This is a genomic window from Alkaliphilus transvaalensis ATCC 700919 (assembly GCF_000621485.1).
Classification (GTDB): Bacteria; Bacillota; Clostridia; order Peptostreptococcales; family Natronincolaceae; genus Alkaliphilus; species Alkaliphilus transvaalensis.
In genome coordinates this window covers 45,091-63,792 of the sequence record NZ_JHYF01000018.1, presented here as the reverse complement: position 1 = coordinate 63,792, position 18,702 = coordinate 45,091, and the positions used below count along the sequence as shown (strand labels likewise).

Genomic DNA, 18,702 nt, shown 5'->3' with positions numbered 1-18,702 from the left:
AGGCTAAAATTGGGTTAGTTGAAAAGCCCCCATCTTCATCGTCACTGCAAAAACCTAGCACCCTTACGTATTAAAACATACGTTACGGTCGCTAGCTTTTATTGTTCCTTGAACCTGAAGGCTTTTAAGTAACCCTTATTGCCTTACAGAAAAACCATTGTTTTCAATTTCAAGTTTAAGTTTATTGATGTCTGAACTTTCAACTCTTACAATAATTTTAACGACATTAGTTGAAACATTGGGGTTATCAACAAGAAGGCTTAAAATATTTGCTCCAGACTTTGAAATAATATCAGTTAATAATGCTAAACGTCCCTTTACATCATAGGTATTAATAATTAATTTCTGGCCTTTTTTAATTCCAAAGATGTTTGCATAATGTTTGAAAATCGTTTTATGAGTTATAATGCCAACAAAGTTTTCGTTTTCATCCTTCATAGCAACGAAGGGAGTGTTAGTTTCGGCCAACAATAGAGCAGCTTCTTCAACATCATCTTCAATATGTAGGTTTGGAATATCTTTTCTAACAATTGAAGCAACTGTAGTACTAGGGTTAGGAGCATCCATCATTTGTTGAAGAATTTTTTCCTTTGAAACAACACCTAAAAAACTAGTACCTTCTACTACTGGTAATGACAAAAAGTTCCCATGATCAAGGATATTCAAAGCAGATTTTAAATCTAAGTTACTGTCAATCAATGTTAAGTCATTTTTTGATAAAATAAAACTTGAAGAAATCATTAGAACACCTCCTAAAAGTTATCTTATTTATATACATAGGAAAAAATTGAGGCATTTCCTACTGTAGTTTATAAAATTAGGAAAAAAATTGTTTAATATAAAAAGGATTTAAATTTAAATTAGATTTCAATTGAGAATATCCTATACATAGTATGTATATCCAATGATTAATATGAAAAACAATTTTTTAGCATATAAAAGATGAAAGTTTCAGATAATATATTTAAGAGGTGATGATATGACAAAGAGGAACCCAGTAGTGCCAGAAGCTAGACAAGCATTAGCATCCTTTAAAGAAGAAATTGCAAGAGAATTGGGGTTAGAAAACCAGACTAATGCAGGATATGTTGGTGGAAATATGGTTAAAAAAATGGTTGAGGAAGCAGAAAGGTCTTTAACCAATTTAGGTAGATCATAAGTTTTATAGATTTAATTGGAAGGTATTTTAGCCTTCCTTATTTATTTTACCAACTATATTTTGTTGACTATTTCATCATTTGAAGGTATCATTTTTATTGTAAGGTATTTCAAGATACTTAGTCAATAAAAAATGGATATACAAAGGGTGAGATAATTGAAAAATTCCAACTCCAATGTCATAGTATTGATTCTGATTTTATTTTTATTTGGAATTACATTAGGAATACACCTTAGTTCGGATATTAAGTCTACTAGTGATAATTTAACCCTTCCTATTTATCGAGACATGGAGAGGCAAGAAATTAGTGATTTAAAAAGAGCTAACGAAGATTTACAGAATAGAATAGACGAGTTAAGAGAAATAATAGAAGCCTATGAATCAGAAATGGCTAGTGAGAATATTACCCTTAAAAAACTTAGAAACGATGTGACTCAGTTTCAGTTTATAGCTGGTCATAGACCTGCTGAAGGTGCAGGGGTAATCATTACTTTAGAAGGAATTTATTCTGGAGAGAATATAGCCGATACAGTTGAACGAAATTTGTACCTAGTAAAGTTAATAAATGAACTAAAATATTTTGGCGCAGAAGTGATTTCTCTAAACGATCATCGTCTTACTGCCAGAGGTGATGTTATTTTTGCAGGTAATCATATTAATGTAAATGGACATCCTATTGCTCCACCTTATGAAATTAAGGCAATCGGGGACCAAAGAAAAATTAGTAGATATGTAGAACATGGTACCTTCATATTTGAAAGTATGAATAGGAATGGGATTAGAAGTAATATTCAATTTTTAGATAATGTTTATATACCTGCTGTTGGACGGGAAAAGTCTGTACAATTTTTAAAACCTATAGACGAAAGTTAAGGTATAAAAAACAACAAGTCCAAATAGGACTTGTTGTTTTTTATTATCTAGACCTTTCTCATTTTGTAAAACGATGATTACCAATTACAACTTTAGTTTCCCGTTTAAAGCTCCATGTAGCAGTTGCTATATCAGGATTATAAAAATATAGACAACCACCTGTGGGGTCTTCACCCTTTAATACTTCATAGGCAGCATCAAAGGATAAAGGATCTGGTTCTAGTTGATATTGACCATCATATACTGATGAAAACTGTCTTGGTTGAAGAATGACTTCTTCAATCGTATTAGGAAAATAACTATCTTTAACACGATTTAGTACTACAGCTCCTACTGCCACCATGCCATCAAAATTTTCGCCTCGGGCTTCTGCGTGGATAATCTTTGCTAAAAGGTATAGGTCCTGATATTGATACCCATAATAAAGCTGTCCACTAACGGTGCCTGAGGGGAGTTACTACAACAGAATCGACAACTGGCTCATCAAGAAGACTTGAGTCGTATCGATAGGCATTAATCTCTAAAACAGCAGGTGCTGTCATGACAATTACTAAAGATAACATTAATAAGGTTTTTTTAATGTTTTTCATATGAAACCCTCCCTGTTTAAGCCTACGAGGTTAGCTGTCGGATTAGGCCCTGGGAATAAGCCCTCGCCATTGGCGATTCACCCCTTAAAATTGGGTCCCCCGCAGTTTTATTTTTAAAACTTTCGGCTAATTATATTTTTTACAATCCTTATAAAATTATAAGGGTAAGTAATGGAAGGGATTACATTAATTGATTTATCGAAATTTAATACTAATCATTTTTCCCAACAAAAACTCTAAAGAGAATACCTATAAATATATAAATAATGATGATTACGATAGACCATAATAAAAAAACAAAGAAGGATAATTCGTGGGAACGTAGAATTATAAGGAAAGCCGCAACAACAAGTGATGAAATATAGGTATCATGATTTTTAATAATTTCTTTTACTTTCCTTCTAATGATGATTCTGTCAATTATGGTAAAGATTAAGAACGTTTTTACCCATTCAAATAAAAGAAAAGTCCCTGTGTAAAATAATTCCATATTAAACCTCCTAAAACTGCTTTTATAAATATTGTAACCTAAATAGATCCTAAAATCATTAAAAGTTTAAGAACATTTTACAAGGGCATATACATATAATAGTTTTAATATTGGTTTTTACTAAAAAGAATGTGTGGTGATTAAGTGTTAGGAATAGGTGAAATAACGTTAAGATTATTAGCTGCAACAATACTAGGTGGACTAATCGGAATAGAGCGGGAAAGTGTTAGACGGGCAGCAGGATTTAGAACCCATATATTAGTTTGTATCGGGGCCACTTTGGTTATGTTAATTTCTGTTTTTATATTTGAAAGTTATCGACATTATACTAACTTAGATCCAGCAAGACTTGGAGCTCAAGTGATTAGTGGGATAGGTTTTTTAGGGGCAGGAACCATTATCAAAGATGGAGGGAGTATAAAAGGTTTAACTACTGCTGCAAGTCTTTGGGCCGTCGCTTGTATCGGATTAGCACTGGGAGTGGGTTTTTATTGGGGCGCATTTATTGCTACTGCAATTGTTTTATTATCTTTAAAAGTGTTTACAGGTCTTGAAAGAATGATTCCAGACAAACGAAAAATATTGACCTTACAATTAGACATTGAAAATGTTCCTGGACAATTGGGAAGAGTGGCTGATGAATTAGGAGCTATGGAAATTTCTATTGTACAGATTTCTCTAGAAATGGATTCTGACGACAGCAAATCGGCGGTCTTGACTCTTCAGTGTAAAAGTATGAAAGCTGTTGACCAACAGAAAGTATTATATCAGCTGGGGAATACAACCGGTGTTAATGGGGTCAGAATTGTATAAATATCAACTTAGGAGATGAAATTTAATGAGGGTAAGAAACATACCAGGTGTTGAAGAACTATTAAAAACAAGTAGCAATTATATTGATTTAACTAATAATGTGTCAGTAAAATGGAATGAAATTTTTCAGAATGAACAACCGATCCATATAGAGATTGGTATGGGGAAGGGTCAGTTTTTGACAACATTAGCTGAAAAAAATCCAACTATTAATTATGTGGGTATAGAAAAATCCAAAGAACTATTATGGAAGGTGTGTAAGCTACTTGAAGGAAAGGGAATCAATAATATTCGAATTATCAACCAAAAAGCAGAGGAACTTGATAATGTTTTTAGAGTAGGAGAAATAGAGGGAATTTATCTCAACTTTAGTGATCCGTGGCCTAAAGCAAGACATGATAAAAGAAGGCTAACCCATAGAGGGTTTTTAAAAAAATATCAAGGTCTTTTGAAAGAGAATGGGGAAATTCACTTTAAAACTGATAGTTTGAGTTTGTTTGAGTTTTCGCTAGAAGAGTTTAAAAATACAAAAGAGTTTGAACTTATAGAAGTGAACTATGATCTTCATAAGACACCACCAATAGATAATGTGATGACAGAATATGAAGAGAAATTTGTAAAAATGGGAAAGCCCATCTATAAATGCATAGCAAAGGTTAAAAAATAAATGAACTACTATTGATAGTGGTTCATTTTATTTTCTATCTCTAAGATCAGATTTTGCACTTTTTCAAAAGCGAAGTGAGAATGTAGTAAAGATGTTTTGATGATTTCAAATTCTTTATATAAACTATCAACATAATCCCACTTAATTTTTTTATCTTCTATCGTTTCTTTTATTTCATGAAGTCGAATGATTGCTTGTAGGGTATTCATTCTGTTGCCTCCCGTACTAGTTAGTTAATAAATTAGCTATTATTATACTCATTATCATACTAAAATAATCAAAAGAAGGCGTTAAAAGTAGCAGAATCTTCTTTAAAAAATAGTTAAAGGTAGGTTAAGATTATTTAATAATTCAATATTATTCAATAGAGAACCTCAAGAATTTTAGAAAAGAGTCATAAGTCTTCTTTAATACAGATCAAATTAATTAATCATGAGTTTACCTGGCTGTCACCTATGGTTTAGGTGTTTAATACTTCTTTATTTTTTCCCTAAAAATAGTTCCTAAGGATCTATAGGTGTCAATCTATAAACCTAAGGAACTATTTTTATAGTAAATAAGAAAGTTCTATTTTAACTATTTTTATAACGAATAAGAAAGCTCTACTTTAATTATTTTACATAAGAGAACTTTACGTAATGAGTTTCAACATAGGTAGATAACCATTTAATTAGAGTATATTATGTAGCCGTTAGTTTCTTCACCTAGAGTCATCCTTTAAATTGCTAAGGAAGACTTTTTTATAAAAGACCATGGACTAAAATTTCTATGATACCAACAATAAGTAGGTTGGAAATTCCCCATAAAAGACTTTCCACTACACCACTAAATTTCTTATCCTTCTCGTCCTTCATGACTTCTCCATAATTAGAATGGTCAACTAGCCGATTGCTTTTTTTAAGGTTAATAGGTACAAATAAAGTAAATATCCCATAAAGGACAATGATAGAAGCAATTATATAATTAAAATCAAAGATTCGTTTGATTAGGTTTCCCTTTTTAATTAGACTGTATATTACGGGAAAAATACTTAAAATTAATATACTAGATATGGATAATTTAAGAATTTTTTTTATTTCATTTAATATAGATTGCATTAAATCCCTCCTGGTTACTTGTAAGCTACAGTATTAGTATAGACTATTTTGAATCATACAACAATAAAATTTCTATTATAAAATCTTAACACTTTCAAGGTTATCAGCTGTTGTGCTACAGAGGGTAATCTTTTTAGCCTATTGAAAAATCCCCTAATACCGTAGTAAAAGGGGATTTGCGTTAATATCAAAATTAATATTTAAAGGTTACACCAAGGGCTTTTGGACCTAAATGAGCCCCTATAACAGGGCCTAATTCTTGGATTTTAACTGTAGCCTTAGGAAAACGCTCTTCAAGAAGTCTTTTCATTTCCTCTGCTTCGTCTAAGGCGAAAATATGACAAACATTAAGTACGTCAGTTTCTGCTGGAATATCCTCTGCAATTTTCTCAAGAGCCTTTTTTCTTCCTCTTACTTTTGCAACTGGTTCTAGTTTTCCATCCTTAAGGGCAATAATTGGTTTAATATTCAGTAGAGAACCTATTAATGCACTGGTATTGGAAAGTCTACCACCTTTTTTTAGGTAGTCAAGGGTACCAACAGTAAGATTAATGCCCATTCTTTTCTTTTGAGCCTCTAATTTTTCAACGATCTCATTACGAGATAGACCTTCCCTAGACATCTCTAATGCCATTTCAGCTAAAACCATTAAGTTACCAGCCGTAGCTTCAGAGTCGATTACTGATACCTTGTCTCCATCTATAAGAGAGGCGGCAGTTACTGCACTATTATAAGTACCGCTTAGTTTAGAAGAAATGGTTAGGACAATAACCTCTTTTCCTTCTTTTAAAGCTTCTTCATATACTGTTTTAAAAGTTCCAACTGATGGTTGGGAAGTAGTAGGAAAACTAGCAGAATTAGCTAAACGATTAAAGAATTCTTGAAACTCTCCAGGGTAGCCTTCGTCAGATATAACACCTTCAAAATTTACCGACAAAGGTACAATGGCAATATCGTTATCTTCTGCAAATTGTTTGTTTATGTAAGCTGTACTGTCGGTAACAATTTTAATCTTAGACATATAAAACAACTCCTTTTTCATTTATCTTATATCATTAAATGGATTGATTAATTTTATTCTTAAAGATGAGCGTTAATCAATTTCTTTTTTAAATATTGAAAGGGTATAATATTTCTAAATACAACTTTCCCTTTATAATATAATACCAGGTACTAATACCAGTTGTAAAGAATTTAATTAAAAATTTCAAAAATACTTCTTAGCAAATATTATTTATCATTTCAGATTTTTTTATAGTACATAGGAAATTAGGGTCTTTTAAAGGTTATAATCGCCATTATTTTCTGTAATGTATTTTAACACAACCCTAACACTAAATCTTTGGTAGGAAGGCTTTGTTCTAAAGTAAGTAGACCTTTATAATTTAAGTTTTTATGCCACTTCTGCTGTCTATATATTTCATAAATACAACTTGTTTTTCAAAAAACCTTATGATAAACTGGTCTTAGGATGGCAACCAAATGGTGCTGTACCTTGTTGTTTTATTGATATTAAAAATAAATATAATGCATTTCTGCTCTGAGCCTTGTGGACCGAGACAGAAGAAAAAGAAGGGATTTCTGTGATTTTTTATGCCTTTTTCTATGTCTTTTTTTCTAAGGACTTAGAAAAGGGCATTATCTATTTTTTGAACAATTACAGAGTTGAAAATCAGAAAGGAGGAATTTAATGAAGATTGGTTTTATAGGAGCAGGCAAGGTAGGTAAAAGCTTTGGTAAATACTTAAGTAACAAAGGAATAGCAGTTGAGGGTTATTATAGCAGAAGCTTAAAGTCAGCAGAAGAGGCTACCAAATATGTAGAAGGAAAAGTTTTTACGAGTTTAATGGAGATTACTCTATCTTGTTCAATGATTTTCATTACAACTCCTGATGATGAAATAAAAAATGTAGCCCAAAATATAGCTAATGAATTTGACAAAAACAACATGATTATTGAAGGGAAAATGTTTATTCATATGAGCGGAGCCCATAGCTCTAAAAGTATGGCAATCATTAAAGAAAGATATCCTAATAATTATCTTTTTTCAATACATCCTTTACAGGCCTTTGCTGATGTTACAACTGCAGTAGCAGATTTGAAAAATACAATCTTTAGTGTTGAAGGGGATCAAGAAAAGCTCTCGGTAATAACAGCACTGATTAAAACTTTGGAAAACAAATTTTTTGTGATTAAAGGAGAAGATAAGGCTCTTTATCATGCAGCTGCTTGTGTTGTCTCCAATTACTTAGTAACACTAATGGATTTTGGACTAGAACTTCTTGAAATATCAGGAATAGAAGCTACTGAAGGATTCGATGCCCTTTACCCTTTAATTATGGGTAGTCTTGGGAATATTAAAAAATTAGGTACAAGAGATGCCTTAACAGGTCCCATAGCTAGGGGAGATATAAATACAATTAAAAATCATATTAAGGCAATAGAAGATAAGGCTCCCCATTTACTATCTATATACCAACATTTGGGGGCAGAAACGACTAAATTAGCAGAGGTTAAAAAGTTAAAGAATCCAGATCATACGTCAAGTATTGAACATTTAAATTTATTATGGAAAGAGGGAAAATTACATGAATAAATTTACAACAGCATCCTTTATCAAAGCTAAAGAAGAAGGGCATAAGATATCTATGTTAACAGCCTACGACTACTCAACAGCTAAACTTTTAGAAGAAGCTGGAGTGGATAGTATTTTAGTAGGAGATTCTTTAGGAATGGTAATGTTAGGCTACGAGCATACCCTTCAGGTAACTTTAGAGGATATGATCCACCATACAAAGGCAGTAGCTAGAGGTGTAAAAAGAGCATTAGTGATAGGTGATATGCCTTTCTTGTCTTATCATGTAAGTGTAGAAGAAACCATTAAAAACGCTGGTAGATTGATACAAGAAGGAAATGCCCATGCAGTCAAATTAGAGGGTGGAAAAGAGATTATTGATAAGATAGAAGCTCTGGTTAAAGCTCAAATTCCCGTGTGCGGACATTTAGGTCTAACGCCTCAATCGGTTAATATGATGGGGGGATATAAGGTACAGGGGAAGGATGAGGCTCAAGCAAAGAAAATTATTGAAGATGCAAAACTGTTAGAAGCTGCAGGGGTTTTTGCCATCGTTTTGGAATGTATACCTGAAAAGCTGGCTCAATTAATTTCCGAATCCATTAATGTACCCACTATTGGAATTGGAGCAGGGAAGTATTGTGATGGTCAAGTACTGGTGATACAAGATATGTTAGGTATGTACAATAACTTAACACCAAAATTTGTGAAAAAATATGCCGATTTAGGTAGCTCTATTAAAGAAGCGGTAATCTCCTATTGTGGGGAAATCCAAGAAGGGGTTTTTCCAGAAAAGAAGCATACCTTTACAATTGATGATGAGACAATGAAAAAACTATATTAAGGAGTAAAAATGATATGATTAAAGTAATTACGACGATAGAAGAGATGAAAAAGATCATAAAAGATGAAAAGGCGCAGGGAAAATCTATTGGTTTTGTCCCTACCATGGGCTACTTGCATGATGGACACATTTCTTTAGTCAAGAGGGCCAAAGCAGAGAATGACGTGGTGGTGGTAAGTATCTTTGTTAATCCTACACAATTTGGGGTAAATGAAGATTACGATGTATATCCCAGAGATTTAGAGGGAGATAAGGCAAGGTCAGAGGAAGGGGGAGCCCAATATATATTCCATCCTACTGTAGAGGAAATGTACCCCTATGGTTACCAGACTTTTGTAGAAGTCTTTGGTATAACCGATAAGCTTTGTGGAGCCTCAAGGCCTGGGCACTTTAGAGGAGTAACAACTGTTGTTAACAAATTATTTCAAATAGTATCCCCCCATAAAGCCTACTTTGGGCTAAAGGATGCTCAGCAGGTAGCCGTTATAGAAAAAATGGTAAGAGACTTAAATATAGAGATAGAGGTTGTTCCTTGCCCTATCGTTAGAGAGTCAGATGGATTAGCCATGAGCTCTAGAAATGTTAATCTTAGCGAAACTGATCGGCAATCTGCCTTGGTGTTGTCAAAAAGTTTATTTAAGGCTAAAGAAGCAATAGAAGCTGGTATTCAAGATGCTAAGGCAATCTATTTAATTATAGAAAAGAACATTTCTGAAGAAGTCAGTGTTCATATAGACTACATTAAAATAGTAGATTTTGATACTTTAGAGGATGTAACAGTCATAGAAGGTAGAGTTTTAATAGCTTTAGCTGCAAAGGTAGGCAAGGTAAGATTAATAGATAATATAATTATGGAGGCGTAATAAAAATGATGTTAAACTTTTTTAAATCTAAACTGCATAGGGCAACTGTAACAGAGGCCAACCTAAACTATGTAGGAAGCATTACCATAGACGAGGAGCTGTTGGAAGCTTCAAAGATCTATCCTAATGAAAAGGTACAAATCGTTAACAATAATAATGGTGCTCGCTTTGAAACCTACGTAATAAAGGGGGAAAGAGGAAGTGGTGTTGTATGTTTAAATGGAGCTGCTGCTAGGCTAGTTCAACCGGGAGACCAAGTCATTATCATTGCTTATTGTATGATTGATGCCAACGAGGCAGAAACCTTTAAACCAACAGTAGTAATATTAGGTGAAGATAATAAAATCGTTGAAATGAAATATGAAGAAAAACCAGGTGTAAGTTTATAGGGAATTGTAAGTTTATAGGAATGCAGAAAAGGGTATTTTAAAAGATACCCTTTTTTAAATTTCTATCTAAGGGATTAAGAACTTAAGAAATGGGATAAATTCTTAAAAGATTTACATACAGAGGTTTACATATAAGTGTAGGGAAATGAAAAAAATAAATATTAAATCTTTCAATAAAACCAGATAAAGATAAAAAAATCTCAGTATATATAACTGAGGAAATTGCATAATACCATAACAATGAATTTATATTCGATTTATGCAAAAATAAAAACTAAGTCACCCATTGTGAAAAGCAGATGGCCGAAATCTTAGATTTCGAGGCAGTCGCTTTGTTATAACGAATAGTAAAGTTCTACTTTGATATTATATAAAAAAGAACTTTACGTAAATGAGTTTCAACAACGTCAACCTTTAAATCTTCCTATGAAATACTTTGTTCTAAACTTTAATACTAACTACAAATGTTTATAATATTGAACTGTTAGTATGAAAGTTTCTAACATCATTTATATTACCCGTTGAACACTAAGCAGCGAAGTTTTTATTTTGCATTAATATAAATATAATATCAAATTATGCAATTTCCTCAACTAATAAGGATTAACTTATGAAAAAAGTGATGGTTAGGAGAAACGTAATGAATAGAAACAATAATCTTGATTTATTAGAAGGGAAAATAAGTAGTACCTTTCTTCGTTTAGCAATGCCAATATTGTTCGCCATGATGATGCAGACCCTATTTAATATAGTAGATACCTATTTTGTGTCAAGATTAGGAACTGATGCAATTGCTGCTATGGGACTAACTTTTCCTATTTTTATGCTCAGTGTCTCCCTAGGATCAGGGCTGTCTATTGGGATTAGCTCATTGGTAGCAAGAAGCATCGGTGCAGGAGAGCCTAAAAAGACCAATAATGTTGCTATTAACGGTCTATTTTTGGCTGGTTTCATAGGTGTATTATTTTTATGTTTGGGTATGGTAGTTGTAGACCCAATGCTAACCTTTGTGGGGGCAGAGGGAGAAGTATTTAGACTCGCATGGAACTATATCATGATAATTGTGATTGCTATGCCTATTAAATTTTTATTTTTTGCAATAGATGGGATTTTTAGAGGGGAAGGAAAAACGAATTTATCTATGTATACTTTAGTAGGGAGTTCAATTATGAATATCATCCTCGACCCGTTATTAATCTTTGGTATTGGCATTTTCCCAGCATTAGGTATTGCAGGAGCCGCCTTAGCAACCGCCCTCTCTTGGTTTGTTGGTTTAACCGTGGGTATCATTTTTCTATTGAAAAAGAAAAGTGATATTCAGATTAGGATGGAAAACTTTAAATTTAGGTGGGACCTCCTACTGGAAATGCTTCAGGTAGGGCTACCTTCTACAGTTGCCCAAGGTTCTATTGCCTTCACAATGGTTTTTGTCAATCGTTTCGCTATGGATTTCTCTCAAGAAGCCGTTGCTGCCTATGCCCTCGGTTTTAGGATAGATTCAATTGGTATACTGCCGGGGGTTGCCTTTGGGGCAGCAACCATTGCTATGCTAGGACAAAATTTTGGGGCTAAAAAATTCCAACGGATGAGAATGATCTATCGTCAAGCATTGGTGGTAGTAATAGTAGCGATGGGAATTATGGCTACTTTTGTTTTTGCTTTTCCAAGTCAATTATTAAATATTTTTTTGGATGCCAGTGAAGGGAAGACAGAAATTGTTTTAAGGCATGGAATTGAGTATCTAAGAATTATGGCCGTTAGCTATATTTTTGTAGGGATAGGAATGGTGTCAAATTCAGCCTTTCAAGCGATAGGAAAAGGCTTACCTACCTTCATAACAACAGCCATACGCTTTTTTGTTCTGGCAATACCCCTTACCTATGTATTAGCCTATTTAGTAAACTTAGAAATTACAGGGATTTGGATTGGTTTAGCTATTTCTAATTTGTTTTTTGGTATTTTTTCGAAATTATGGTTTGATTCTTATTACAGAAAGACCTATGAAAAGAATAATCTTTCAGACTCATAATTTCAATTAGTAACCATAGGTTAGGAAACATAGAAATGAGCTCTCTTGTTCATAATAAGTAGGAGAAAAAAACATGGAGGGATGGCTTTGAAAAAAAGAGTTGTTATTGAAAATCGATTACAGGATGTTAAAAATTATTTTGCTGATAGGGGATATGATGTAAGGGCCTTACATTTTAATAATGAAATCCATGATATAGACCCCAATCTGTATGATGCAATAATTGTAAATGACATGAATAACGCTAATCTGTCCAGTCAAACAAAAAAATCCGGTAAGGTAGTAGAAGCAATGGGATTGGTTCCCCACCAAGTCTACGATAAAATGACAGAAAGGGTACGATAAGATAATTTAAATTGATTATTAAAAAAACAGTAAATCTGTTTGATAATATGTTCCGATATGCTCCCCTTATAGTAGGTAGACAAAGGAGGTCTCTTACTTAAGGGGAGCATATTACATTATTACTAGTACCTCCCAAAGTTGGTTTTTTAAAAATTCAAAAATTTTAAATGCCGAAGAGACGTAATATTACCAATATGATATAATAGTTGAAACAGTTCCCGTAAATGTAAGCATTTTAACCAACGATAGGTAGAAAAATGTATTGGAGGGGTTCAATGAAGATTATTCCAACAGAAAAAGCAATTGGTAAGGTAATTGGTCATGATATAACAGAAATTGTACCAGGAATATTTAAAGGAGTCGCCTTTAAAAAAGGACATGTGATACAAGAAAATGATATCGAAAAACTATTGAAGATAGGAAAAGAACATATTTATGTACTTGAGATAGAAGAAGGCCAATTACATGAGGACGAAGCGGCAATCATATTGGGTAAGTTATTGTGTGGTGCAGGAGTAAACTTTACATCTCCTCCTAGTGAGGGAAAGATAAATTTCATTGCTCAATATAAGGGGCTTCTAAAGGTAGATCGAAATCTTTTGGAAGAAGTAAATGATTTAGGCGAAATTAGCATTGCAACGATTCATGGTAATCGTAGTGTTGAAGAAGAAGGATTAATTGGTGGATGTCGAGTAATTCCATTGATTATTTCTAAGGAGAAGATTAAAGAAATAGAAAGTATTCTAAAGGATGCGCCCCCCATCTTACAGATAAAACCCTTTCAAAAATTAAAGACGGCGTTAATTATTACAGGTAGCGAGGTATATAAAGGAAGAATTGAAGATCGCTTCGGACCAGTTATTGAAGAGAAGCTTAAAAGTTATGACTCAAGTATATTTTATAAAAAAATTGTGCCTGATGAGCTAGATTATATTAAGGAGACAGTCTTAGAGGCAAAAGGGCAGGGGGCAGAGCTAATTATTGTGACAGGAGGAATGTCTGTAGATCCCGACGATAAGACCCCTGGTGCCATCAAGGCTAGCGGTGCAAATATTGTAACCTACGGTACACCAGTTTTACCAGGAGCAATGCTTATGTTTGCTTATATAGAAGGAATACCGCTTTTCGGCTTACCAGGATGTGTTATGTTTGCCCATACAACCGCCTTTGATATTCTTCTTCCACGGGTTTTTGCTGGGGAAGAGATCAAAAGACGTGATATTTCTCAATTAGGCTATGGAGGACAATGCCTAAAGTGTGATGTGTGTACTTTTCCAAATTGTCACTTTGGCAAGAGTTAAAATAATTTAGTTTTCATTTAGATAAACATAGAAATCACTAAGGAGGAACATAAATTGATTAATACAATATTATTTGACTTAGATGGTACTTTGTTACCAATTAATACAGAGGACTTTTTGCAAAGATATTTCTATGAGTTGGGGGTTAAATTTAAAGATTATTTCTCACCTCAGGAGCTCAGTGAAATGATTTTAGCATCTACTTACTATTCAATCAAAAACAACGAGGTAGATAAAACCAATGAAACTGTCTTTTTTGAAGATTTTTTTACAAAGACAAGCTACCCCAAGGAAACCATTATTCCTATTTTTGAAGATTTCTATGAAAATGACTTTAGAAAGATTAAAGATACGGTTCAACAGAATCAGTTTGTTATTAAGGCTATAGAAAAGCTGAAGAAAAAGGGGTATTCCCTTGTAGTAGCCACAAACCCAATTTTTCCTAAGTCCGCAGTTGTTCAAAGACTCCATTGGGCAGGGTTAGATGAAAAGGATTTTCAGTTACTTACCTCATTTGAGATGATGCATCATTGTAAGCCAAAACTAGAGTATTATAATGAAATACTAACTAAAGTAGGTAAAAGTCCAGATCAATGTATGATGGTTGGCAATGACGTTGAAGAAGACATGATAGCTAAAAAATTGGGTATACAAACATATCTCATCGAAGATTACATGATTAGTCGCAATGAAGAAAAGGAAAATATTGATTTTAGAGGTAATTATGAAGCTTTTTATAGTTTTGTAGATGCCTTGCCATCGGTAAAATAAGTCTAAGGAGAAAAAAATAAGAATATTATCTAACATAGAATAAATATTATTTGGAATAGGAGGGAAGTAGTTGTCTAATTGTGGTGGTTGCAGTAAAAAGATTCAGGAGGCTACGAAGAAGTGTCCTTTATGCCATCGGGAATCTGACTATCTTCATTATTTGGTGGTTAAATCAGTTGTTAAAGAAGATTTAAAGAAGTTGGTCATTAGTGAAAAGTACTATACCTGCAAAAACAGTGAATGCGAAGTTGTTTTTTTCAATGGAGTAGAAGATGTAGTCTATTTACTACAGGATATTGATTTATCTTCGGATTTTAATGGAGTAACGAAAACAAAGAAACCCCAATGTGGGGGATGTAGTGGAAAATGTCAAAGGCCCAACATTTAAAAATGCTATTGAGGTGTAATTCATGAAGAAACAAATGACAGCTGTGATTTTAGCAGGGGGAGCCAGTAGTAGAATGGGAGAAAACAAGGCTCTAATCAAATTAGGGAATAAAACAATGATTGAGCGTGTTGTGGAACCCCTAAGACCTTTGTTTGAAGAAATTCTGATTGTTACAGATACACCAGAAGTATATTCCTTCTTGGGGAAGGTTTCATTTACCGATGATCTATTTGAAACTAATTATAAAAGTTCATTACTAGGGATTTATTCGGGTTTAAAGGTGGCAAAATATTCAAGTATCTTTGTTTTTGGATGTGATATGCCCTTTTTAAATCAAGCACTAATTACCTATATGCAAAATCAATATCAAGGTGAGGATCTGGTGATTCCTTACCTCAAACCCTATTACGAACCCCTCCATGCAATATTTAGTAAAAGCTGCTTACCCTTAATAGAAAAGGCTTTAGTGAATAAAACATACAAAATAGTGAGTCTAATATCACAATTAAAAGTGAGAAAAATTTTAAAAGGTGAAGTGTTGAAGTTTGACCCTCTTATGAAATGCTTTTATAATGTCAATACTAATGAAGAATACTTAGAAATAAGTAAGGAATTTTGACATTTTAAATATTTAGGAAGGGGATTAAGGGTGATATGGAGAAGTTAGTAGTATTGAAGGTTAGCGGGATGCATTGCTCCAATTGTGAAGAACGAATAAGAAGAGCGGTAATGAAGCTAGATGTAGAGCAACTAATAGTATCCTACAGCTTAAGTAAAGTACAATGTAGAACAAAAGATGTAGCAAAGCTAGTTAAAACGATAGAAAAGTTAGGTTATGAAGCTGTATTAATAGAAGATGTAAGCAATTCAGCTAAATTACCCTATAAAGGAGTAATTGTTGCTCTTACAACAATGCTAGGGCTTTACCTCATAATTAATAATACGGTTGGTTTTAATTTTATTCCGGAAATAGATGAAAATGTAACCTATCCGATACTTTTTGTAGTAGGTTTACTGACATCACTTCACTGTCTTTCAATGTGTGGAGGTATTGTCTTATCCCAAAGTATTGCCTTTATAGAAAAAGGTAATAAAGGAAAGCCTCTAAAAACCCTAAAATCTGCCCTACAATATAATGTTGGAAGAGTAATAGCCTATACTCTAGTAGGGGGTATTGTTGGCGGTATTGGCTCTATCATTAGCTTTTCTTCTCAATTAAAGGGTACCATAACAATATTTGCTGGTGTTTTTATGATTCTTTTAGGACTTAGCATGTTGGAGCCCTTTGCTTTTTTAAGAAATTATGTTAAGTTGCCGAAGTTATTTAAAATGCCGTCATTTAAAGGGAAGAAAAACACGCCATTTTACGTTGGGCTTTTTACAGGACTAATGCCCTGCGGCCCTCTTCAAACAATGCAAATATATGCATTAGGTACCGGTAGCATAGGTCGAGGAGCTTTATCTATGTTTATTTTTAGTCTTGGGACAGTACCCTTGATGTTAGGGTTAGGAAGCATTAGTGCATACATAGGTAGTAATTTAAATCGGAAGTTGTTAAAGACCAGTGCTGTACTAGTAATGGTTTTAGGTCTAGTTATTATAGATAGAGGACTAACACTTCAAGGAAGATCCCTTAAGAATCAAATTTTTTCTACTAACAGACAACAGTTACTTATTGGTGTTGAAATGATGCCAGTAATAATGGATGAACTTCAAATTATTGAAACTTATGCCAATAACAGTGGTTACCAACCAAATTTTTACATATTACAGAAGGGTAAGAAGGTAAAATGGATTATAAATGGTGAGACGATTAATGGCTGTAATAATGAAATTATTATTCCTCAATTAGAGATTCGGCAAAAACTTGAATCAGGAATCAATATTGTTGAATTTGTACCAGAGGAAGAAGGAGAGCTTGTCTTCAGTTGTTGGATGGGAATGTTAGGTGGAAGCTTTCATGTCGTAGAGAATGTGGAAAACCTACCAAATAATCTAACGATACCAGAAAATAAGCGAACACCTGCTTGTTGTCAAACGTAGTATAATGGAAATGTTATCGAAAGAGGAGGAGATGTAAATGTCTAAAAATGCAATGGAACTGTCAGCGGAAGAAGGTAAGATTAAAATTTCAAATGATGTAATCATGGTAATTATTCAAAAGACGATAGAAGATATTAAAGAAGTTGTCTCCTTTACAAGTGGTCTATCTAAAGGGATTTCTGAGGCCTTTAGTAAAAAAAATAGTAGTAAAAAGGCAATTAAAATTGACAATGAAGAAAAGCAAATTGAAATTAATATTTCTGTTACAGTGGAGTATGGTGTGATTATTCCTGATTTAGTACAGAAACTACAAGAAAAGGTAAAACAAGCAATAGAAGTTATGACAGATATTGACGTCGGTAGAGTTAATGTCTATGTACAGGATATCAAAATTCCCTAGATCAAATTTGATAGAAAAAAAAAATTCATGTTAATGTATCAAAATAAAACAGGTCAAATTTTTGACCTGTTTTATGTATATTGGCTTGGGTTTTAACAGTCTCGATCATGATCATAATCATAATGGTGATCATGGTGATCGTATTGCATCATCTTATAACGATAGGCTTCTGCTTTATTCATTGCAGCTATATACATATGCATGTAATACAGTTTCTTCATATGTTCATGACGATGGGGTGGATGATCTACGTCTATGGGCATTGGTAATGGTACAGGTAAAGGCATAGGTAAAGGCATAGGCATTGTTGGACATGGCATTGATACTGCTGGGAAATATCCTGGTAGGCAACCATGTGTTGGTGGCATTATCCCCATATCAGGCATAAAACCAGGCATTTGAGGCATCATCCCCATATCAGGCATAAAACCAGGCATTTGAGGCATCATCCCCATATCAGGCATAAAGCCAGGCATTTGAGGCATCATCCCCATGTCGGGCATAAAGCCGGGCATTTGAGGCATCATCCCCATGTCGGGCATATAACCATAGCATGGTGGCATTGCTGGATGATGACCTAAATGTTCATCAGGTCTAGGGGCTGTTGTATGATTGTTTTGATTTACTTCCACAGAAAAAAACCTCCTCACTTATAATTTATAAAAAGCCTTTCTTATATACAGTATGAAGGTTTAATCTATTTTGTTACTTGTCATTAAAAAATGGGCAAAAAATAAGATGAGGAGATTTAATCCCTCATCTTTCATATTAAAATGGTTTTAACTATACTATTTATTACTTTCAACAAAATCTACAATATCACCAATGTTCTTAAAGTTTTCAGCTTCTTCGTCTGGGATCTCTACTCCAAACTCATCTTCAATAGCCATTATGATTTCTACAGCATCTAATGAGTCAGCTTCTAGGTCATTCATAAGAGAAGTAGATCTCTCAATTGAATCTACATCATCAACACCTAATTGTTCTGCAATAATTTCTCTTACTCTTTGAAACATGTATGTACGCCTCCTTAAATATTTATTTATTTAATTTATCAAAATATCA

Annotated in this window: 25 protein-coding genes and 1 riboswitch; of the genes, 16 read left to right on the top strand and 9 right to left on the bottom strand. The window is 33.5% G+C overall.

Going from position 1 to position 18,702, the window contains the following annotated elements:
• Positions 1–135: 135 nt before the first annotated feature.
• A complete protein-coding gene (locus T335_RS0113785; protein ID WP_026478067.1) occupies positions 136–741 on the bottom strand; it encodes a CBS domain-containing protein in 606 nt (201 codons plus the stop codon).
• A gap of 238 nt (positions 742–979) precedes the next feature.
• On the opposite strand from T335_RS0113785, the gene T335_RS0113780 reads away from it, so the two are divergent.
• The gene (locus T335_RS0113780) at positions 980–1,159 is read left to right on the top strand and encodes an alpha/beta-type small acid-soluble spore protein (protein WP_026478066.1); all 180 of its coding nucleotides are present in this window, start codon (positions 980–982) and stop codon (positions 1,157–1,159) included.
• A gap of 156 nt (positions 1,160–1,315) precedes the next feature.
• Entirely contained in the window at positions 1,316–2,032 is a 717-nt protein-coding gene (locus tag T335_RS0113775; RefSeq protein ID WP_026478065.1) for a DUF881 domain-containing protein, read from the top strand.
• A 58-nt stretch (positions 2,033–2,090) separates the two neighbouring features.
• On the opposite strand, the gene T335_RS20805 is transcribed toward T335_RS0113775, so the two are convergent.
• From T335_RS20805 to T335_RS0113760, 3 genes are all read right to left on the bottom strand, one after another.
• A complete protein-coding gene (locus tag T335_RS20805) occupies positions 2,091–2,411 on the bottom strand; it encodes a cell wall hydrolase (RefSeq protein WP_278246903.1) in 321 nt (106 codons plus the stop codon).
• 55 nt (positions 2,412–2,466) lie between these two features.
• Positions 2,467–2,622 (bottom strand): hypothetical protein, encoded by a 156-nt coding sequence (locus T335_RS22325; RefSeq protein ID WP_156943694.1) that lies wholly within the window; start codon positions 2,620–2,622, stop codon positions 2,467–2,469.
• 3 nt (positions 2,623–2,625) lie between these two features.
• Positions 2,626–2,760: riboswitch (cyclic di-AMP (ydaO/yuaA leader) on the bottom strand.
• 73 nt (positions 2,761–2,833) lie between these two features.
• The gene (locus tag T335_RS0113760) at positions 2,834–3,112 is read right to left on the bottom strand and encodes a hypothetical protein (RefSeq protein WP_026478064.1); all 279 of its coding nucleotides are present in this window, start codon (positions 3,110–3,112) and stop codon (positions 2,834–2,836) included.
• 144 nt (positions 3,113–3,256) lie between these two features.
• Between T335_RS0113760 and T335_RS0113755 the strand changes: the two genes are divergently transcribed.
• Both T335_RS0113755 and trmB read left to right on the top strand, forming a co-directional pair.
• A complete protein-coding gene (locus T335_RS0113755) occupies positions 3,257–3,925 on the top strand; it encodes an MgtC/SapB family protein (RefSeq protein ID WP_026478063.1) in 669 nt (222 codons plus the stop codon).
• 25 nt (positions 3,926–3,950) lie between these two features.
• The gene (trmB, locus tag T335_RS0113750; RefSeq protein WP_026478062.1) at positions 3,951–4,592 is read left to right on the top strand and encodes a tRNA (guanosine(46)-N7)-methyltransferase TrmB; all 642 of its coding nucleotides are present in this window, start codon (positions 3,951–3,953) and stop codon (positions 4,590–4,592) included.
• Positions 4,593–4,600: 8 nt separating this feature from the next.
• On the opposite strand, the gene T335_RS0113745 is transcribed toward trmB, so the two are convergent.
• From T335_RS0113745 to T335_RS0113735, 3 genes are all read right to left on the bottom strand, one after another.
• Entirely contained in the window at positions 4,601–4,801 is a 201-nt protein-coding gene (locus T335_RS0113745; protein WP_026478061.1) for a hypothetical protein, read from the bottom strand.
• Positions 4,802–5,332: 531 nt separating this feature from the next.
• On the bottom strand, positions 5,333–5,689 hold the full coding sequence (locus T335_RS0113740) for a hypothetical protein (protein ID WP_026478060.1): 357 nt from the start codon (positions 5,687–5,689) through the stop codon (positions 5,333–5,335).
• 193 nt (positions 5,690–5,882) lie between these two features.
• A complete protein-coding gene (locus T335_RS0113735) occupies positions 5,883–6,710 on the bottom strand; it encodes a DegV family protein (RefSeq protein ID WP_026478059.1) in 828 nt (275 codons plus the stop codon).
• A gap of 669 nt (positions 6,711–7,379) precedes the next feature.
• Here T335_RS0113735 and T335_RS0113725 point away from each other — a divergent pair.
• The 12 genes from T335_RS0113725 (at position 7,380) to T335_RS0113670 (ending at position 17,637) form a co-directional block, all read left to right on the top strand.
• Complete coding sequence (locus T335_RS0113725; RefSeq protein WP_026478058.1) at positions 7,380–8,285, top strand: Rossmann-like and DUF2520 domain-containing protein; 906 nt, start codon at positions 7,380–7,382, stop codon at positions 8,283–8,285.
• The gene (gene panB / locus T335_RS0113720) at positions 8,278–9,108 is read left to right on the top strand and encodes a 3-methyl-2-oxobutanoate hydroxymethyltransferase (RefSeq protein WP_026478057.1); all 831 of its coding nucleotides are present in this window, start codon (positions 8,278–8,280) and stop codon (positions 9,106–9,108) included. Before T335_RS0113725 ends, panB begins: the two co-directional genes overlap by 8 nt.
• Positions 9,109–9,122: 14 nt before the next feature.
• Positions 9,123–9,971, top strand: a complete 849-nt coding sequence (gene panC, locus T335_RS0113715) for a pantoate--beta-alanine ligase (protein WP_330371240.1) — start codon at positions 9,123–9,125, stop codon at positions 9,969–9,971.
• 5 nt (positions 9,972–9,976) lie between these two features.
• A complete protein-coding gene (gene panD, locus T335_RS0113710) occupies positions 9,977–10,360 on the top strand; it encodes an aspartate 1-decarboxylase (protein WP_026478055.1) in 384 nt (127 codons plus the stop codon).
• A gap of 640 nt (positions 10,361–11,000) precedes the next feature.
• The gene (locus tag T335_RS0113705; protein WP_026478054.1) at positions 11,001–12,389 is read left to right on the top strand and encodes an MATE family efflux transporter; all 1,389 of its coding nucleotides are present in this window, start codon (positions 11,001–11,003) and stop codon (positions 12,387–12,389) included.
• Between the two features lie 87 nt (positions 12,390–12,476).
• Positions 12,477–12,734, top strand: a complete 258-nt coding sequence (locus T335_RS0113700; protein ID WP_026478053.1) for a YkuS family protein — start codon at positions 12,477–12,479, stop codon at positions 12,732–12,734.
• A gap of 275 nt (positions 12,735–13,009) precedes the next feature.
• Positions 13,010–14,035 (top strand): molybdopterin-binding protein, encoded by a 1,026-nt coding sequence (locus tag T335_RS0113695; protein WP_026478052.1) that lies wholly within the window; start codon positions 13,010–13,012, stop codon positions 14,033–14,035.
• A gap of 54 nt (positions 14,036–14,089) precedes the next feature.
• A complete protein-coding gene (locus T335_RS0113690; RefSeq protein WP_026478051.1) occupies positions 14,090–14,806 on the top strand; it encodes an HAD family hydrolase in 717 nt (238 codons plus the stop codon).
• A 70-nt stretch (positions 14,807–14,876) separates the two neighbouring features.
• Positions 14,877–15,194, top strand: a complete 318-nt coding sequence (locus T335_RS0113685; protein ID WP_026478050.1) for a hypothetical protein — start codon at positions 14,877–14,879, stop codon at positions 15,192–15,194.
• 22 nt (positions 15,195–15,216) lie between these two features.
• Positions 15,217–15,813, top strand: coding sequence for a molybdenum cofactor guanylyltransferase (mobA, locus tag T335_RS20800; RefSeq protein WP_034328563.1), 597 nt, complete (start codon positions 15,217–15,219; stop codon positions 15,811–15,813).
• Between the two features lie 35 nt (positions 15,814–15,848).
• The gene (locus T335_RS20795) at positions 15,849–17,237 is read left to right on the top strand and encodes an urease accessory protein UreH domain-containing protein (RefSeq protein WP_051569321.1); all 1,389 of its coding nucleotides are present in this window, start codon (positions 15,849–15,851) and stop codon (positions 17,235–17,237) included.
• A gap of 37 nt (positions 17,238–17,274) precedes the next feature.
• Complete coding sequence (locus T335_RS0113670) at positions 17,275–17,637, top strand: Asp23/Gls24 family envelope stress response protein (protein WP_242837305.1); 363 nt, start codon at positions 17,275–17,277, stop codon at positions 17,635–17,637.
• 92 nt (positions 17,638–17,729) lie between these two features.
• Here T335_RS0113670 and T335_RS21710 read toward each other — a convergent pair whose 3' ends face one another.
• Together T335_RS21710 and acpP are read right to left on the bottom strand one after the other, a co-directional pair.
• Entirely contained in the window at positions 17,730–18,269 is a 540-nt protein-coding gene (locus T335_RS21710) for a hypothetical protein (protein WP_026478048.1), read from the bottom strand.
• A 156-nt stretch (positions 18,270–18,425) separates the two neighbouring features.
• Entirely contained in the window at positions 18,426–18,653 is a 228-nt protein-coding gene (acpP, locus tag T335_RS0113660; RefSeq protein WP_026478047.1) for an acyl carrier protein, read from the bottom strand.
• Positions 18,654–18,702: the final 49 nt, after the last annotated feature.

Excerpts from the sequence above, each read along its gene's own strand:
- T335_RS0113785 (WP_026478067.1), bottom strand. The coding sequence starts at position 741 with ATGATTTCTTCAAGTTTTATTTTATCAAAAAATGACTTAACATTGATT.
- T335_RS0113780 (WP_026478066.1), top strand. The coding sequence starts at position 980 with ATGACAAAGAGGAACCCAGTAGTGCCAGAAGCTAGACAAGCATTAGCA.
- T335_RS22325 (WP_156943694.1), bottom strand. The coding sequence starts at position 2,622 with ATGAAAAACATTAAAAAAACCTTATTAATGTTATCTTTAGTAATTGTC.
- T335_RS0113760 (WP_026478064.1), bottom strand. The coding sequence starts at position 3,112 with ATGGAATTATTTTACACAGGGACTTTTCTTTTATTTGAATGGGTAAAA.
- trmB (WP_026478062.1), top strand. The coding sequence starts at position 3,951 with ATGAGGGTAAGAAACATACCAGGTGTTGAAGAACTATTAAAAACAAGT.
- T335_RS0113745 (WP_026478061.1), bottom strand. The coding sequence starts at position 4,801 with ATGAATACCCTACAAGCAATCATTCGACTTCATGAAATAAAAGAAACG.
- T335_RS0113740 (WP_026478060.1), bottom strand. The coding sequence starts at position 5,689 with ATGCAATCTATATTAAATGAAATAAAAAAAATTCTTAAATTATCCATA.
- T335_RS0113735 (WP_026478059.1), bottom strand. The coding sequence starts at position 6,710 with ATGTCTAAGATTAAAATTGTTACCGACAGTACAGCTTACATAAACAAA.
- T335_RS0113725 (WP_026478058.1), top strand. The coding sequence starts at position 7,380 with ATGAAGATTGGTTTTATAGGAGCAGGCAAGGTAGGTAAAAGCTTTGGT.
- panB (WP_026478057.1), top strand. The coding sequence starts at position 8,278 with ATGAATAAATTTACAACAGCATCCTTTATCAAAGCTAAAGAAGAAGGG.
- panC (WP_330371240.1), top strand. The coding sequence starts at position 9,123 with ATGATTAAAGTAATTACGACGATAGAAGAGATGAAAAAGATCATAAAA.
- panD (WP_026478055.1), top strand. The coding sequence starts at position 9,977 with ATGATGTTAAACTTTTTTAAATCTAAACTGCATAGGGCAACTGTAACA.
- T335_RS0113705 (WP_026478054.1), top strand. The coding sequence starts at position 11,001 with ATGAATAGAAACAATAATCTTGATTTATTAGAAGGGAAAATAAGTAGT.
- T335_RS0113695 (WP_026478052.1), top strand. The coding sequence starts at position 13,010 with ATGAAGATTATTCCAACAGAAAAAGCAATTGGTAAGGTAATTGGTCAT.
- mobA (WP_034328563.1), top strand. The coding sequence starts at position 15,217 with ATGAAGAAACAAATGACAGCTGTGATTTTAGCAGGGGGAGCCAGTAGT.
- T335_RS20795 (WP_051569321.1), top strand. The coding sequence starts at position 15,849 with ATGGAGAAGTTAGTAGTATTGAAGGTTAGCGGGATGCATTGCTCCAAT.
- T335_RS0113670 (WP_242837305.1), top strand. The coding sequence starts at position 17,275 with ATGTCTAAAAATGCAATGGAACTGTCAGCGGAAGAAGGTAAGATTAAA.
- acpP (WP_026478047.1), bottom strand. The coding sequence starts at position 18,653 with ATGTTTCAAAGAGTAAGAGAAATTATTGCAGAACAATTAGGTGTTGAT.